At 44.5% G+C, this 16,740-nt stretch carries 13 protein-coding genes and 1 pseudogene; 8 read left to right on the top strand and 6 right to left on the bottom strand.

The features are described from left to right. Window positions 1–90: 90 nt before the first annotated feature. The 3 genes from zwf to gnd are packed head-to-tail and all read left to right on the top strand — an operon-like array spanning window position 91 to window position 3,801. Entirely contained in the window at window positions 91–1,593 is a 1,503-nt protein-coding gene (gene zwf, locus AB4249_RS14130; protein ID WP_017059714.1) for a glucose-6-phosphate dehydrogenase, read from the top strand. Beyond that, window positions 1,590–2,324: a 6-phosphogluconolactonase gene (gene pgl, locus AB4249_RS14125; protein ID WP_017066266.1), complete on the top strand. Its 735-nt coding sequence runs from the start codon at window positions 1,590–1,592 to the stop codon at window positions 2,322–2,324. Before zwf ends, pgl begins: the two co-directional genes overlap by 4 nt. Before the next feature lie 28 nt (window positions 2,325–2,352). After that, on the top strand, window positions 2,353–3,801 hold the full coding sequence (gnd, locus tag AB4249_RS14120; RefSeq protein WP_017059712.1) for a decarboxylating NADP(+)-dependent phosphogluconate dehydrogenase: 1,449 nt from the start codon (window positions 2,353–2,355) through the stop codon (window positions 3,799–3,801). Window positions 3,802–3,939: 138 nt separating this feature from the next. Here gnd and AB4249_RS14115 read toward each other — a convergent pair. Beyond that, window positions 3,940–4,146, bottom strand: a pseudogene (locus tag AB4249_RS14115) (metal-dependent phosphohydrolase); the annotation flags it as partial. A gap of 239 nt (window positions 4,147–4,385) precedes the next feature. Between AB4249_RS14115 and AB4249_RS14110 the strand changes: the two are divergent. After that, on the top strand, window positions 4,386–4,799 hold the full coding sequence (locus tag AB4249_RS14110) for a VF530 family DNA-binding protein (RefSeq protein ID WP_010438513.1): 414 nt from the start codon (window positions 4,386–4,388) through the stop codon (window positions 4,797–4,799). Between the two features lie 132 nt (window positions 4,800–4,931). Here the strand turns inward: AB4249_RS14110 and AB4249_RS14105 are convergent, their stop codons facing one another. The 5 genes from AB4249_RS14105 to AB4249_RS14085 form a co-directional block, all read right to left on the bottom strand. Further along, window positions 4,932–5,123 carry a hypothetical protein gene (locus tag AB4249_RS14105; protein ID WP_102333370.1) on the bottom strand — a complete coding sequence of 64 codons (192 nt, stop codon included), beginning with the start codon at window positions 5,121–5,123 and terminating at the stop codon, window positions 4,932–4,934. A gap of 226 nt (window positions 5,124–5,349) precedes the next feature. After that, complete coding sequence (locus AB4249_RS14100) at window positions 5,350–6,108, bottom strand: sulfite exporter TauE/SafE family protein (protein ID WP_102333369.1); 759 nt, start codon at window positions 6,106–6,108, stop codon at window positions 5,350–5,352. A gap of 192 nt (window positions 6,109–6,300) precedes the next feature. After that, entirely contained in the window at window positions 6,301–7,821 is a 1,521-nt protein-coding gene (locus AB4249_RS14095; RefSeq protein WP_012603793.1) for a tripartite tricarboxylate transporter permease, read from the bottom strand. Between the two features lie 10 nt (window positions 7,822–7,831). Further along, entirely contained in the window at window positions 7,832–8,332 is a 501-nt protein-coding gene (locus AB4249_RS14090) for a tripartite tricarboxylate transporter TctB family protein (RefSeq protein WP_004733594.1), read from the bottom strand. 244 nt (window positions 8,333–8,576) lie between these two features. After that, on the bottom strand, window positions 8,577–9,548 hold the full coding sequence (locus AB4249_RS14085) for a tripartite tricarboxylate transporter substrate binding protein (RefSeq protein WP_017055247.1): 972 nt from the start codon (window positions 9,546–9,548) through the stop codon (window positions 8,577–8,579). Window positions 9,549–10,045: 497 nt separating this feature from the next. On the opposite strand from AB4249_RS14085, the gene AB4249_RS14080 reads away from it, so the two are divergent. The 4 genes from AB4249_RS14080 (at window position 10,046) to prpC (ending at window position 16,670) form a co-directional block, all read left to right on the top strand. Then, window positions 10,046–13,219, top strand: coding sequence for an HD domain-containing phosphohydrolase (locus tag AB4249_RS14080; protein WP_102333368.1), 3,174 nt, complete (start codon window positions 10,046–10,048; stop codon window positions 13,217–13,219). 391 nt (window positions 13,220–13,610) lie between these two features. Beyond that, window positions 13,611–14,330 carry a GntR family transcriptional regulator gene (locus tag AB4249_RS14075; protein ID WP_017065771.1) on the top strand — a complete coding sequence of 240 codons (720 nt, stop codon included), beginning with the start codon at window positions 13,611–13,613 and terminating at the stop codon, window positions 14,328–14,330. A 96-nt stretch (window positions 14,331–14,426) separates the two neighbouring features. Then, the gene (gene prpB / locus AB4249_RS14070; protein WP_102344103.1) at window positions 14,427–15,323 is read left to right on the top strand and encodes a methylisocitrate lyase; all 897 of its coding nucleotides are present in this window, start codon (window positions 14,427–14,429) and stop codon (window positions 15,321–15,323) included. A gap of 147 nt (window positions 15,324–15,470) precedes the next feature. Next, complete coding sequence (gene prpC, locus AB4249_RS14065) at window positions 15,471–16,670, top strand: 2-methylcitrate synthase (RefSeq protein WP_372103674.1); 1,200 nt, start codon at window positions 15,471–15,473, stop codon at window positions 16,668–16,670. The last annotated feature ends 70 nt before the right edge of the window (window positions 16,671–16,740 follow it).

Below are 16,740 nucleotides of genomic sequence, written 5' to 3'. Positions count from 1 at the left end.
TTGATGTAATAGTTAAGACCTATTATCTATTTTCGTATGTCGCTGATACCTTTGGCGAATACTAAAAACCTTGTTTTTATAGGAAAGATGATGGTAATACCTGAAAACAGCAGCATCGTTATTTTTGGTGCGTCGGGAGATCTAACTTACCGCAAGTTAATTCCTGCTCTATACCACCTGTATGCTAGCAATCAACTACCAGAATCCTTTGCGATTCTTGGAGTGAGCCGTACTGAGTACAGCGATGAGTCTTACCGTGAGAAGCTGAAGAAGTCTCTTCAGGAAATGGAAAAAACTGAACCAGAGACGCTGAATGCATTTATTGAACATCTGCATTACCAAGCGATCAATACTTCAGATGTAGACGACTATGCTCGTTTAGCACAACGTCTAGACAAGCTTGAGCAAGACTACCAATTCGAAAACCATAACACATTGTTCTACTTGGCAACCCCGCCAAGCCTATACGGTGTGATTCCAGCAAACCTTGCTGCGCATGGCCTTAACGATGAATCGAACGGCTGGCGTCGTCTGATCATCGAAAAACCATTTGGTTACGACTTAGCATCAGCTCAAGCGTTGGATGAAGAGATCCATCATCACTTCCAAGAACACCAGATCTACCGTATCGACCATTACCTTGGTAAAGAGACGGTTCAAAACCTTCTAGTGCTTCGTTTCTCAAACGCGATGTTTGAACCACTGTGGAACCGTAACTTCATTGAATACGTTGAAATCACAGGTGCTGAGTTCCTTGGCGTTGAAGAGCGTGGCGGATACTACGACGGTTCTGGCGCAGTTCGCGACATGTTCCAAAACCACCTGCTGCAAGTGCTAGCGATGGTAGGTATGGAGCCGCCTGCACAAATTAACGCTGATTCTATTCGTGATGAAGTGGTTAAAGTGCTTCAGTGTCTGAAACCATTAGAAGAAGATGATCTGCGTAAAGACTTAGTATTAGGTCAGTACACAGCATCAGATGTTCGTGGTCAGCACCTACTAGGTTACCGTGAAGAGCATGGTGTAGCGGATGATTCTCGTACCGAGACTTACATCGGCTTGAAAGCTCACATCAATAACTGGCGTTGGAATGGTGTTCCTTTCTACGTACGTACAGGTAAACGCTTACCAACACGTGTGACTGAAATCGTGATTCACTTTAAGAACACGCCACACCCAGTATTTGGTCAAGATGCACCAGAGAACAAGCTGATTATCCGCATCCAACCGGATGAAGGTATTCAGATGAGCTTTGGTTTGAAAGAGCCAGGCGCAGGCTTCAAAGCAAAAGAAGTGAAAATGAACTTCTCTTACTCTGACTTGCCTGAAACTCAGATGCTGACGGCTTATGAGCGTCTTCTTCTTGATGCACTGAACGGTGATGCGACTCTGTTTGCACGTACCGATGCGGTAGAAGCATGTTGGAAGTACGTTCAACCAATCTTAGACTTCAAGCAAGATCCTCAAGCACTGTTTGGCTATGCTTGTGGTACTTGGGGCCCACAGGAAGCAGATGAACTTCTGCAACGTGATGGCCGCGCATGGCGTTTCCCATGCAAAAACTTAACAGACACGGATTACTGCGAACTATGATCAATCACAAGATCTTTGCAACGCCTGAACTGGTTGTTGAAAACCTAGCAAATGAAATGAAAGCATACAGCGAGCAGGGCAAACCTGTTCACATTTCACTGTCTGGTGGCAGCACGCCAAAAATGCTTTTCAAACTTTTAGCACAGGCGCCATACGCGGAAGGTATTCAATGGAATAACCTTCACTTCTGGTGGGGCGACGAACGTTGCGTTGTACCAGACGACGCTGAAAGCAATTTCGGTGAAGCAAACGCGCTCTTATTTTCAAAACTAAAAGAGTTTACTCAAGTAAACCTTCCTGCTGAAAACATCCACCGCATCCGTGGTGAAGATGAACCAAAAGCAGAAGCAGAGCGTTTCGCAAAAGAGATGGCAGACGTAATCCCAACAGAAAACGGCACGCCTGTATTCGATTGGATTCTGCTTGGTGTTGGCGCAGACGGCCACACAGCTTCACTATTCCCAGGTGCAACCAACTACCAAGATGAGAACCTATCTGTATTAGCTTCTCACCCTGAGTCTGGTCAAATCCGTGTTTCTAAAACAGCGAAAGTTTTAGAAGCAGCAAAACGAATCAGCTACCTAGTACTGGGTGCAGGTAAAGTTGAGATCGTTAAAGAAATTCATACAACTCCTGCTTCAGAACTGCCTTACCCGGCAGCGAAAATCCAGTCTAAAACTGGCGAAACAGAGTGGTTCCTAGATTCAAATGCAGCAAGTGCTATCGCATAAGTGCGAATAGCCGCAAGGAGATAAAATAATGAAAGGTGATATCGGTGTAATTGGCCTAGCAGTAATGGGTCAGAACCTTATCCTAAACATGAACGACCACGGCTTCAAAGTTGTGGCTCATAACCGTACTGCTGCTAAAGTAGACGAGTTCCTAGAAGGCCCAGCTAAAGGTACTAACATTGTTGGTGCTTACTCTCTAGAAGAGCTAGTTGAGAAGCTAGAAGCGCCACGTAAAGTGATGCTTATGGTTCGTGCTGGTGACGTTGTAGACACGTTCATCGAAAATCTAATCCCACTTCTAGACGAAGGCGACATCATCATTGATGGTGGTAACACTAACTACCCAGACACTAACCGTCGAGTAGCGCATTGTCGTGAGAAAGGCATCCACTTCATCGGTACTGGTGTATCTGGTGGTGAAGAAGGTGCTCGTTTCGGTCCTTCAATCATGCCAGGTGGTGCGGCTGAAGCTTGGGAAGCGGTTAAGCCAATCTTCCAAGGTATCTCGGCAAAAACTGACGCTGGTGAGCCTTGCTGTGACTGGGTTGGTAACGACGGTGCTGGTCACTTCGTTAAGATGGTACACAACGGCATCGAATACGGTGACATGCAGCTTATCACTGAAGCATACCAGTTCATGAAAGATGGCCTAGGTATGTCTGCTGACGAGATGCAAGCAGTATTCGCTGACTGGAACAAGACTGAGCTAGACAGCTACCTAGTTGAAATCACTGCTGACATCCTTGGCTACAAAGATGAAGACGGTGAAGCGCTAGTTGAGAAGATCCTAGACACTGCAGGCCAAAAAGGTACGGGTAAGTGGACGGGTATCAACGCACTAGACCTAGGTATCCCACTAACACTGATCTCTGAGTCTGTATTCTCTCGTTGCCTGTCTGCTCTTAAAGACCAACGTGTTGAAGCTGAAGCTTTGTTTGAGAAGACAATCACTCCAGTTGAAGGCGACAAGCAAGAGTGGGTTGATGCACTACGTCAAGCTCTACTGGCTTCTAAGATCATCTCTTACGCTCAAGGTTTCATGCTAATGCGTGAAGCGTCGAACGAAAACGGCTGGGACCTAAACTACGGTAACGTAGCGCTAATGTGGCGTGGTGGTTGTATCATCCGTTCTGCATTCCTAGGCAACATACGTGATGCGTACGAAGCAAACCCAGACATCGCGTTCCTAGGTTCTGACGAGTACTTCAAAAACATCCTACAAGGCAGCCTAGTGGCATGGCGTAAAGTAGCAGCGAAATCTCTAGAGTCTGGTATCCCAATGCCATGTACGATTTCTGCGCTATCTTTCCTAGACGGTTACACAACTGCACGTCTACCAGCGAACCTGCTTCAAGCTCAACGTGACTACTTCGGTGCTCACACTTACGAGCGTACTGACCGTCCACGTGGTGAATTCTTCCACACAAACTGGACTGGTACAGGCGGCGATACTGCTTCTACAACTTACGACGTATAATCGTTAGTTAGAATCAGTAGAGAACAAATTTGTTCTTTCAGCTGCAAACTAGAAAACAAAAGGATGCCTCAGTGGCATCCTTTTTTGTTGGTTTGCGTATTTTTAGATGGTCACTTCAAACACACAACTAATTATCGCTTAGGCGGTCATGATATGTGGTTGTACATCGTCGTTGTATTGATCTCGAATGGCCATAAAGCTGTCTAGGTTTTGTTTAGGCGCTTCAACCCACTCTGGGTCAAACATTGAACCAGTGTTTGCTTCTATATAGGCCATCACCTCATTCAGTGACCAAGCGTGTTTATAGGCTCTTTTACTCATTAACGCATCGAATACGTCTGCCAGTTAATAGCGTATGCGCTATTGCTTAACTAAAGTGCTGTTAATGATGATCTGGACGTTAAATAACCATTTTAAAATTAAATGAAAAGATAAATAGGATAACGCACATGCTTTATGCCATCATAAAGACATAAACAAGGGCAATGGAAATAATGCCCAAATGATTGAGCTAGAAATGGTCAGTGATGACGGTGTTCTAGAGTAAATTCAAGGCCTTTAGTTGCCTTGAAAAAGGTAATGTTATGACTGAAGAAGAAAGAATCGAACTGCAACAAAATAACCCGCTACACGGCTTAAAGCTTGAAACCATGATCACTGAATTAGTGGATCATTATGGTTGGGAAATTTTAGATGCGGCAATGCGTATGAACTGCTTTAACACTAAGCCTACAGTGGCAAGCGCAGTTAAATACCTGAAGAAAACCGAATGGGCTCGTGAGAAGGTTGAAAACTTCTACCTTTACCGTTTCAAGCGCATGCCTAAAGCATCGGACATCGAATACCAGATGCCTCCGCGTTCACGTACATTCCGCCATGGGCTAGAGCCTCGTGAGCCGATGGAACTAACGGTTGAGTCTATCCATGCCTCTCAAGCTAAAGCTGCGTCTGCATTTAAAGAGCGCCGCGGCGGTAACGGTCGTAACTTCCGTCGTTAATAAGAAGGGGTCGCTAGAAAGAACCGTCGCTAAATAAGGCGTCGGCGATTAGCACGGCTAATTAGATAAGCGAAAAACACAAAAGGAGCCTATGAGCTCCTTTTTTAATTCGTTCGATTAAACCGTAATTGGCTAAGCTTCGCGGTTCTTTCTTTGATTCTTCCAAAGATCGGTGACATAAACGATCGCACTGACCAGTAAGAATAGCGCTGACACAGAAAACAGAGCGGGCATTTTTAAGATCCACGCGAATGTGACAGCAAGAAAAGCGACAAAGCAAATGAGTCGACTTGATGACATGACATGACCGAGTTTAGTGTTCATAACGCCTCCTAATGAAGTCTCACTTTCGACAGGAGAATTATCCTACCTTTGGCAAAATAAAGGCTAAAAAACAGTCTAAATTGTTATCAAATTTGCTAATTGAAGGACTCGTCTCACACATTTTGGCTTGGCTATTTTATAAGTAATAAAATAGCCAAATCGGTATGAGCAGGGTGGAGTCTTTTGGCTTTATCTTTTCAGTTGCAAGTCTTATTAAACCGAACGTCTAATTAGCATAGAAAAAGTAAGCGGTGATCAAAAAGCTCGCGATGATCACTGTGGTTCGAACATAGTGTTGAGGGATGCGGCGAGAGATTTTTGCTGAATAATAACCACCAACCAATGTACCCAATAATACAGCCATGCCAGACGGCCAATCAATCGAACCATTGACGATAAAAAATACGATCGCTGCGAGGGAAGCACACGCGGACACGAGCAGTTTGATGCCATTCATCACGTTGATGTTGGTGTAACCAGCCAGCGCCAAGTAGCTCAATGTCACAATGCCTAAGCCTGCATTAAAATAACCACCATAAACACACACGATCAAAAGCAATACAGCGGAAAAGAACGCCCCTGCGCTGGTGGCGTGCTTATGTTTAGCGGTTACTTTCTTTAGCCATTTGTTGAGAGTGCCACCAAAGGTAAAAAGCAGAGCGGCGAACAGTAATAACCAAGGTACGGATTGGGTAAATAGCGCTTCTGGCGTGTGTAGTAGTAAAAATGCACCAATGCCGCCGCCAATTACGCATAGCCCAACAACGAGCTTGAGTTGTTTGGTACCAGATTGAATTTCGTGGCGCAGTGCGTAAGCACCACTGATGTAACCAGCGCATGAAGCAAAGGTGTTGGTCGCGTTGGCTGCTATTGGTGGAACGCCAGCAAATAACAAAGCAGGGAAAGTGATGAAGCTGCCGCCACCCGCAATGGAGTTAAGCACACCGCCAACCACCCCTGATAAGAATAGAATCAACCAATCCATAGTTTTAGAATCCAATACGTTAACTAACTGGTTACCTTACTTGAATTTGTTATGAATATCAGCGCCATGTGTGTTGTAAAGATAGGTTTGTGAGTTTGCTACCATCTTTAACCGCTGGTTTTAATTGAGGCTTTAAATGAAAAAAGGAGCCAATGGCTCCTTTCGTTGAGGTTTAGTTGATTCGATAAAGCTTTACACTTCTACTGGCTTCGCTCTAAAACTCTTAAATAGTTTCACTAGAATCGGGCTAGACAGCACCAATACCGCCAGAATAGTGAAGGTCATCGTAATAGGGCGTTCCCATAAGAAGTTCAACTCACCATCGCTGATCATCAATGCTCGTCTTAAGTTCTCTTCCATCAAGCCGCCCAATATGAAGCCTAACAGTAATGGTGCCAATGGGAAGTTGGCTAGCCTTAATGCTATCGCAGCCATCGCTACCAGTAGCATCACAAATACGTCCATCGTGTTGAATGACACCAAGTACACGCCAGTGATTGAGAAGAAGATAATCATTGGCAGTAGAACCGTTCTAGGTACCGCTAGCAGTTTAGAAATATAAGGGATTAAAGGCAGGTTTAAGATAACCAGCACGATGTTGCCAAAGTACATCGAGATAATCACCGACCAAAATACGTCTGGGTGCTCAACGAACAAGCGAGGACCCGGCTGAATACCGTAGGCAATCAATGCACCAAGCATAATCGCAGTTGTACCAGAGCCCGGAATACCCAGCGTTAGTAGCGGAACGAATGAACCACTTGAAGCGGCGTTGTTTGCTGATTCAGGAGCAACAAGACCACGGATACTGCCTTTACCGAACTCTTTCTGCTTGTCTTTTGGCGCGAGGCTACGCTCCATACCGTAGCTTAGGAATGCCGCAATAGTGGCACCTGCGCCCGGTAGAACACCGGTAAAGAAACCGAGAATAGAAGATCGAATTGAAACTGGTGCCACTTCTTTGAACTCTTCTTTGGTGACCTTCATGCTACCAATATCCGACATCTTTTGGCTTTCTTCCGCGCTGGTGTCTTGCTCTGGTTTTAGAATACCCATCAAGGTTTCACCCAGTGCGAATGTTGCCATCGCTAATAATAGGAAGCTAAAGCCATCCATCAGATCCGTAAGGCCAAAAGTGAACCGTTCAACGCCAACACCTTTGTCGATACCTACAGTTGATAGCATCAAACCAAGAATAGTCATCATCCACGCTTTGATTACCTGACCTGGGCCTGCAAACGCCGCTACAGCGGACAAACCTAATAGCATCAACGCAAAGTAGTCTGAAGACTGGAAGCTCAGTGACACGCTTGCTAGAGCCGGTGCGGCAATCAAAAGCATGATTGCTGAAAGCGTACCGCCTGTGAAAGAAGAGTAAGCCGCGAGAGCAAGTGCTTTACCTGCTTGGCCTTTTTGAGCCATCGGGTAGCCGTCAAACGCGGTTACTACCGTTGAAGAACAACCCGGAGCATTGATTAAGATGGATGACGTCGAGCCACCAAATACAGCGCCGTAGTACACACCAGCCATCAAGATTAGGCCAGAAGAAGGATCTAGGCCGTATGTAATCGGGATCATCAACGCGATTGCTGAAATTGGACCGAGTCCCGGTAGCATTCCAATAAAGGTACCAACAAAACAGCCAACAATTACCATCATGATGTTCATTGGCATCACGGCGGTAGAAAGTCCTTGTAAAATTCCGTCTAACATAATGTTATCCCTACCAAAGAGTGAAGATTAAACCAGGCTCTAGGTAGATATCTAAGCCTTGAGTTAATAAAAGAAAGAACGCGATAACAAAAGGAAACGACGCGCCAAATAAGACAGCTTTGCGGCGCTCACCCAGTAGGTAAAAGCCTGCAAGTAAGAAGAAGCTGGTTGCTAAAACAAAGCCAAGATAAGTCAGTCCAACACCGTACAGAGCCATTAACACCAAGAAGCCAATAAGCAGTTTCCAGTTCAGCGGCGTAGTGTCGCATGTAACTTTTTTATCCGGCTGTCCGGTTATAAGCAGGATCAACGAAAGGCCAATGCCGATAAACGTTAGCAGGATAGGTAAGGTTCTTGCTGTGAAGGGTTCGTACTCGTCACCGGGGAACAAAGGAATCAGCGTGGTTTGGTAGCCATAGCATAAACATGCAAGCATAAAGAGCATGGCTCCGATGCGATCCTTCGAAAGCAAAGATTCCTTACTCAGAAATTTGGTTGGTAAGTCCGACATATCCAACTCCATTTGGGGTGGTATAAAAAGTAAAAAAGCCGTACATGAGCGAGTCAATGAAATGTCTGGGATCACTAACCAAAGGTAAGCGAATTACGGTACTGGTTTATCAGCCACTTGCGTTTACAACGAATCGGCAAGCGTTAGTAATACGTCTACGAATAAACAAAGGAGTTTGAAGTTAACTCATGCACGGCGAAACAGGAAAGAGTAAGAGGGCACATAAGCCCTCTATGGTTGTTGGTTACTTCAAGAAACCAAGCTCACGCATTAGATCGCCCATCTGTTTTTCTTGGTCTTCTAGGAAGGCGTAAAAATCTTTGTCAGCTTTGTAGTTGTCGATCCAACCGTTACGGTCACGAACCACTTGCCACTCATCGGTTTTGTACATTTTGCCAAGAGCTTCGTTCCACTCGTCGATTTTTGCTTGGCTTGTACCCGGTGCCGCAAAGAAACCACGCCAGTTAGCAAATACTGTCTCGTTGCCGTATTCAGTCAGTGTTGGGATGTTAGGCGCAGCGTCAAGACGCTTTGGAGCCGTCACAGCAAGCACTTTTACTTGGCCAGATTTAGACATCTCTAGTACTTCACCAAGGCCCGTTGAAAGCAGCTGTGTTTCGCCAGAAAGCAGTGCCGCCATCGCTTTACCGCCAGCATCGTAGGCAATGTAACGTACTTTTTTAGCATCAAAACCTTCGCCTTTGAACGCTGCCGCAACCACAAGGTGGTCCATGCTGCCACGAGCTGAGCCACCAGCAATTTTCACTTTACGTGGGTTGGTTTCGAATTCTTTAACGACGTCTTCCCAAGTGTTGTACTTAGAATCTGCAGACGCGACAATTGCACCGTAATCGGCAATGGTTGCTGCTACAGGAGTTAGGTCACGGAAAGATTGTGGGAAGATCCCCGTTAGTGAACGAACAACGATAGGCGTTGAGTTCACCATTAGCGTGTCTTCTTGGCGTTGAGCCGTTTCGATTAGGTGAGCAATCGCTTTACCGCCACCGCCACCAGATAGGTTTTGGAAAGAGACATTTTCTACGATGTCTGATTTCACCAATACATCACCCGTACCACGAGCTGTCATATCCCAACCACCACCAGCGCCGCCAGGGATTAGGAAGTGGATTTTTTCTACGTCAGCAGCAAAAGTGTTGAAAGAAAAGGTTGCTGCGATGATAGAAGCCGCAAGAGTAGGTTTCAGTGCCTTGAACATGGTTCACGTTCCTTATGTAGGGGATCTCTTCAATGGAGAGAAACTTATGTTTTATTTCCAGCTACTAAACAGATGAGTAGGATATTGCTTAGCAGATGAAGCTAAAGTTAACGGTGTGTTAATGAAATGTCTGTAATGCGGCGATATTGAGAATAAAGAACATTGGATTAATATTGTTCATAAAGTTCACGGTAACGTGTTTTTGTCCATTTACTGTTGAATGATATCTGGATTCTAAAATCGTAGTTATTGTCTCAGAATGATTGAATTCATTGACAAAGGTTGGATTTAACTAGCGTTTTCTACTCGAGTGCATTGGTTGTTGGTCTATATTGTTAGATGTGACTACGATAACTATTTCTGCAAAAGAGTCAGGTGTATAGAGGTGTTAGATTTTAGATGTGGAATAGAGTTACTATAGTTGATATGCAACTTAAGCGGTATTGATTGCGCTAGGCTGTTAACTTTGGAGTTGGCGATTATTCAAGGATGAAATAATGGCATTAAAAAAAATTTCGTTACGATTTACTGTTGGAGGAATGTTTTTACTCGCGACATTTCTTACCGCTGTTGTTGCGGTTTCACTGCAATATTACTTCAGTAAAAAAATGGCGACTGAGAATACCCTATCAAAGTTGACGATGGTGTCCCAAGAGCTGAGTAACTATATCGGCGCGGTTGATTCTGACGCAGCCAATACGGCGCGTTTACTTTCTTCAGTGAAACGTTCTATAAGTAACAAAATATCGAAAGAAGAGTCGCGTAGTATTCTTTCAGAAGCAATTAAAGATAACCCTCTCTTTTATAGTATTTACATTGGCTCATCTAATGAAAACTTCTTCCAAATTATTAATCTAGAATCTGCCCCTGTCGTTAGAGAAAAAATCGGTGCACAACAAAAAGACCGTTGGGTTGTGGTTGAGATTCATAATATAGGGGAGGAGCGCGTCCGTACGACGAAATATTTTGACCAAGAGTTTACGCTAAGAAACTCAACTACGGAGCAGAGCAACTACCTTCCAACAACCAGGCCTTGGTATGTTTCTGCCAATGTTCAGTCGGTCGAAAAAACTCAGCCATATCTTTTCCAGCATTTACAAATTACCGGGCAAACTTATTCTTTAGCGTTTGATTCGAAAATCGAATCTGAAGTTCAACATGTGATTGGTATTGATATTGTGTTGTCTTCTTTAGCTAGCAAACTATCAGGTACGGCGCTTGGCTTAGCAGAAGACAGTAAGGTTGAGTCTTTCTTATATTCGAAATCGGGTAATATTATTGCGTCTAACCTCAAGGTTAACAATCAGGAATCGGAGTTTGATGTATCAACATTGATGCTATCGTCTGAGCAGCAAGCCTTGATTAACGATACCCCTCCGCTGTTAGTGTCTAATCAAAATGATTGGGGGCCGATGGACTTTTCAGTGGCGGGAAAACCAAACGGCTATGCGATAGACCTTCTTAAAATGATTGGTGAGATGACAGGGATCAGGTTTGAATTTGTTAATGGTTTCTCTTGGGGCGAACTTGTCAGTAAGTTTCAAGAAGGAAGTATTGATGGCCTGCAATCGGTTCAACATTATAAAAATAATGGCATAGATGGCCTATACACGACTCCAATTTATGAATTGCCATTTTCTATCGTGACAAGGGTCGGCGCGAAGGTTGTCACTAATTATGCCGAGCTTGAGGGTAAAAAAGTTGCCATTTTATCTGGGTGGTCAATTATTCCTAAGTTGAGAGAGGATTTTCCGAACATTGATTTAGTTGAATTTGAAAACCTAGAGTCTGCATTTAATTCAATTGAAAGCGAAGAGAACTTTGCTTTCTTAGAAGCAGAACCCGTACTCTCGTTTGCATTAGATAGGTTTTTCCAGCCAGGCCTTGTTGTCAATGGGACTCTAGAAGATCTAAAACAGAACTACTCAAACCAATTCCATTTGGTGCTGCAGAGCAAGCATAAACAATTGCTCCCAATCATTGATCAAGCTATCAGTAAGTTAAGTGGTGAACAACTTGATGCCTTAGCGAAAAAGTGGCTGCATGATACCGGCTTTAATACGAATACGACGGTTCCTTATACTGAACTTTATGATTTGACTAAGGAAGCAACGGTTGAAGGCAGTATGGTAAGGGTAGAGTTGAATGGCGAGATCAAGCATCTCTATTTAAAGAAAATAGACACGGGCGAACACTACTCTGAGTATTTTGCGGTATTGATTCCCGAATCTGAAGTCTTCAGTACAGTCAATAAGCGTCTAGCAACCTCTGTTGGTGTAACGATTTTACTGATGAGTTTAACCTTGCCTGTGGCTTGGGTCTTTGGTACACCGATAGTACGTCCTATTCGCCAATTAGAGAAAGAGACTCACAAGGTTAAGTTGCGTGACTATGACAACGTAGCTGTGCTTAATACTCGTATTAAAGAAGTGTGGGAGTTATCTGTTGCTGTAAAAGAAATGGCAATGGAGCTTAAACGACATGAACAGAGGCAAGAGGCGTTTGTAGAGTCGTTTATCAAGCTTATCGCCCAAGCTATCGATGACAAGTCCCCTTATACGGCTGGGCACTGTAACCGTGTACCAGAGCTAGGTTTGATGCTAGCTGACGTGGCTGAGAAATCACAATCTGATCATTTTAAAAATTTTGAGTTTAAAAATGATGATGAGCGCCGTGAGTTTAGAATTGCGGCTTGGTTGCATGACTGCGGAAAAATAACAACGCCGGAACACATCGTCGATAAAGGTACGAAGCTTGAGGCCAACTACAACCGAATTCACGAGGTGAGAACTCGATTTGAGGTATTGTGGCGTGATGCTGAAATAATAGCATTAACGAAACAGCTTGAAGGCAAGCTAGCGAGCGAACAAATCCAAACAGAGTTGGCTGAAGCGCAACAGAAGCTACAAGATGATTTTGAGTTTATCGCGACGTCTAATGTTGGTGGTGAATTCATGAGTGATGACAAAGTTGCTCGTATTCGCTTGATAGCTGAAACGACTTGGACGCGTAACTTTGATGATCAACTTGGTCTATCACCGATAGAGGCAATGAATCGAGAGCCGAGTTCAAGTTTACCAGCCACAGAACCACTTTTGAGTGATAAGCCAGAGCACATAGTGAAAAGAGATAGGCCGTTAGAATTTGACCCGAAACATCAAATTAAAATGGATGTGCCTGAGCACTTATACAACCTAGGCGAAGTCTACAATCTGAGTATTGCACGCGGTACATTGACTGCTGAAGATAGATTTAAGATAAACGAGCACATGCTTGGCACGATTAAGATGCTTGAGAACCTGCCATTCCCGAAAGAGCTAAGTCGTGTTCCTCGCTACGCTTCAACTCACCATGAAACACTTAAAGGTACAGGGTATCCAAGGAAGCTGACTGGTGATGACCTTTCAATCCCAGAACGTATTCTGGTGATCTCCGATATTTTTGAGGCGTTAACTGCTGCGGATAGGCCTTATAAGAAGGCGAAGCCAATCAGTGTTGCTGTCGACATCATGTACAAAATGGCGTTGGACGAGCATCTCGATATCGAACTGTTTAGATTGTTCTTAACCAGCGGCACTCACCTGCGTTATGCAGAAGAGTATCTGAAGCCGGAACAAATTGATTTCGTTGATATCAGCAAATACCTAGATGTTACTCGTCAGATTGCTTGAGTAAAGGTGGCTTGTTAGAACGGGGTCTATGAATGAAAGGCGCACATGAGTGCGCCTTTTTTATATCTGTTTATCGGTGAGCTGGTGGATAGATACGAAGGGGGCTGCTTTTGACAAGTTTCGGTTATAAGTTGTCGACATATCGATTTCAAATGATTTTAGGGTAGATAGGGGGTTAGTGACTCTTACTCTGATTAAATCGATAAATAACAGATGGTTGAGTTGTTTGTAGTGTCCTTTTGGATTAGTTTTAATCGTCTATGAAAAATACTACCTTAGTCTAAATTGTCGACAATTGGCTTGATTGTCGACAATTCAATCGTGTATTTTATGTTCATGTTATGAAATTGTTGACAGTTAGGGTCGGCAATCAGAAGTGAGCAGCGTGAATATGAATACTGCGATAAAAGATCTCAGCTTAAATGCAAACACGAAGACACGTGTGAACGATAAAGAGAACACTAAATCAGAAAACCTCACTGAGTACCTCGTTGAGGCGATTGTTAACGGTGAATTAGCACCGGGCAGTAAGATCTCGGAGCCTGAACTGGCTAAACGCTTTGAGGTAAGCCGAGGCCCATTACGTGAAGCGATAATGCGTGTTGAAGGGCTTGGCTTGATTGAACGCATTCCTCATGTAGGGGCTCGAGTTATTACTTTTTCGGCAGACAAACTACTCGAGTTGTACGCGGTGCGAGAGGCATTGGAAGGCATGGCGGCTCGCTTAGCAGCAAGACATATCACACAAGAAGAGCTTGTCGGGCTTGAAGGATTATTGTCGACACACTCAAAATACATCGATGAAGTCGAAGGTTCTTCTTACTTTCATCAACATGGGGATTTCGATTTCCATTACCGCATTATTAAAGCGAGTCGTAACAGCAAACTCATTTCGCTGCTGTGTGATGAGCTTTATCACCTATTACGCATGTACCGCTATCAATCGCCTAGGGCTCAGTCTCGGCCCAAAGAGGCGCTCGATGAACACAAATACATCCTACAAGCGATTCGCAACCGTGATGAAGAGCTAGCAGAAATGCTAATGCGAAGACACATCTCGGGAAGCCGATTACTTATAGAGCAACAAATTCAATCCAAAGATCTTGATTAATTGGCGACTGGTATTTGCTAGCGGTTCTTCGCTGGCGAGAGCTAAACATCAGTAGTCATAAAGATTAGAAATTAACAATTAACAGGGAGCGTCATTATGAAGTTATCAGCAGGAGCTAAGTTCCGACAAGCTGTGAAAGACAACGATCCATTGCAGATCGTCGGCACTGTGAATCCATATTGCGCGATGATGGCAAAGAACTTGGGTCATCAGGCGATTTATTTGTCTGGTGGAGGCATCGCCAATGCGTCTTATGGCTTGCCTGATTTAGGTATTACGACATTGAACGATGTATTGGTCGATGTTGAACGTATTACCAATGCGTGTGATTTGCCCTTGCTGGTGGATATCGACACGGGCTTCGGTGGCGCGTTCAATATTGCGCGTACGATTCGCGCGATGGAGAAGGCGGGCGCGGCTGCTATTCATATGGAAGACCAAGTCGCTCAGAAGCGCTGTGGTCATCGACCAAATAAAGCAATTGTTAGTCAGCAAGAGATGGTCGATAGAGTCAAAGCGGCAACCGATGCTAGAACCGATGACAGCTTTGTGATTATGGCGCGTACGGATGCATTGGCGGTTGAAGGAATTGACAGTGCGATTGAACGAGCGATTGCGTGTGTTGAAGCGGGCGCAGACATGATTTTCCCTGAGGCGATGAATCAACTCGATCAATATGTGAAGTTCTCGGCAGCGCTGAAATCAGCAACGGGTAAACACGTACCTATCTTGGCCAACATTACTGAGTTTGGCCAAACACCACTCTACAACTGTCACGAGTTAGCCCAATCAAGTGTCGACATGGTGCTTTACCCATTGAGCGCGTTCCGTGCGATGAACAAAGCGGCAGAGAATGTTTATAAGCACTTGTTAGTTGAAGGCAATCAAGAAGCCCTGTTGGATTCAATGCAAACCCGTAAAGAGCTTTACGAGCACCTTAATTACCACGACTACGAGAACAAGCTTGACCAGTTGTTTTCAAGCGAAGGGTAAAATCAGTTTCAAATAATCAAAAATCAACTTAATCCAATAACGTGAAATGGTTAGTCGCCATATCCAATACCGAAGATAAAGATCATCGGACACATAAATAGGCAGCACCAAAGAGTGCAGGCGGCTAACACAGAAAAGGAGTTCACCATGTCTGTATCTTTGAGTGATAAAGCAGCTGTCGAAAATGCTTCAAAAATAGAACAACAAAGCACAAAAACAACAAGCACACCTGCAATCGGTGGTGCTGGTCTACGTGGCCAAAGTGCGGGAACCACTGCGCTATGTACGGTAGGAAAATCAGGAACGGGTTTAACTTACCGTGGCTATGACATTACCGATCTTGCTAACCACGCTCAGTTTGAAGAAGTGGCACATCTGCTATTAAGAGGCCATTTGCCCAATGAAAAAGAGCTAGACGATTACAAAACATTGTTGGTTGGTTTACGTGGTTTACCTCAACCTTTGAAAGCATTGTTGGAGCTTATTCCTGCAGACGCTCACCCAATGGATGTGATGAGAACGGGTTGTTCGATGCTAGGTAATCTAGAGCAAGAATCTGATTTTTCAGAACAATTGCCTGCGACTGAACGAATGCTCGCGCTTTTCCCTGCGATTATTTGTTACTGGTATCGCTTTAGCCATGATGGCGTGCGCATTGATACGGAAGATCAAAGTGAAGCCTGTCTGGGTGGCTACTTCTTGAAAATGCTAACAGATAAAGCGCCGAGTGAACTGCATAAGCAGGTAATGCACTGTTCGCTAACGCTTTACGCAGAGCATGAGTTTAACGCATCTACTTTTGCTGCCCGTGTCTGTGCATCAACACTGTCAGATATTCATTCGTGCGTTACAGCAGCAATTGGCACACTAAGAGGTCCTTTACATGGCGGTGCGAATGAAGCGGCAATGGAAATGATCCAAGATTGGCAAACCGCTGATGAAGCAGAAACTAACATCATGCAGATGCTTGCTAACAAAGACAAAATCATGGGCTTCGGTCATGCCATTTATCGTGAAAGCGATCCACGAAACGCTCTAATCAAGCGTTGGTCAAAAGAGTTAGCTCAAGAGGTGGGTGATGAACAGCTTTATGCCGTGTCTGAGCGTGTTGAAGCGGTTATGAAGCGAGAGAAAGGCTTGTTCTGTAATGCTGACTTCTTCCATGCATCGGCATATCACTTCATGGACATCCCAACCAAATTGTTTACTCCGATCTTTGTGATGAGCCGCCTTACAGGTTGGACGGCGCATGTGTTCGAACAAAGAGAAAACAATCGCATCATTCGTCCAAGTGCAGACTACACCGGGCCAGAGCATCAAGACTGGCTACCTATTCATCTACGTTAGCCCTCTATAACGAGCCGACTTATGTCTTGAGGTTACTTCCGTCTTAATACGACAAGGCCTCAAGAAACAA

This window comes from Vibrio sp. 10N.261.55.F4 (genome assembly GCF_041470465.1).
GTDB lineage: Bacteria > Pseudomonadota > Gammaproteobacteria > Enterobacterales > Vibrionaceae > Vibrio > Vibrio crassostreae_C.
The sequence above is the reverse complement of the archived record's forward strand: the minus strand, read 5'-3'. Positions and strand labels throughout refer to the sequence as shown.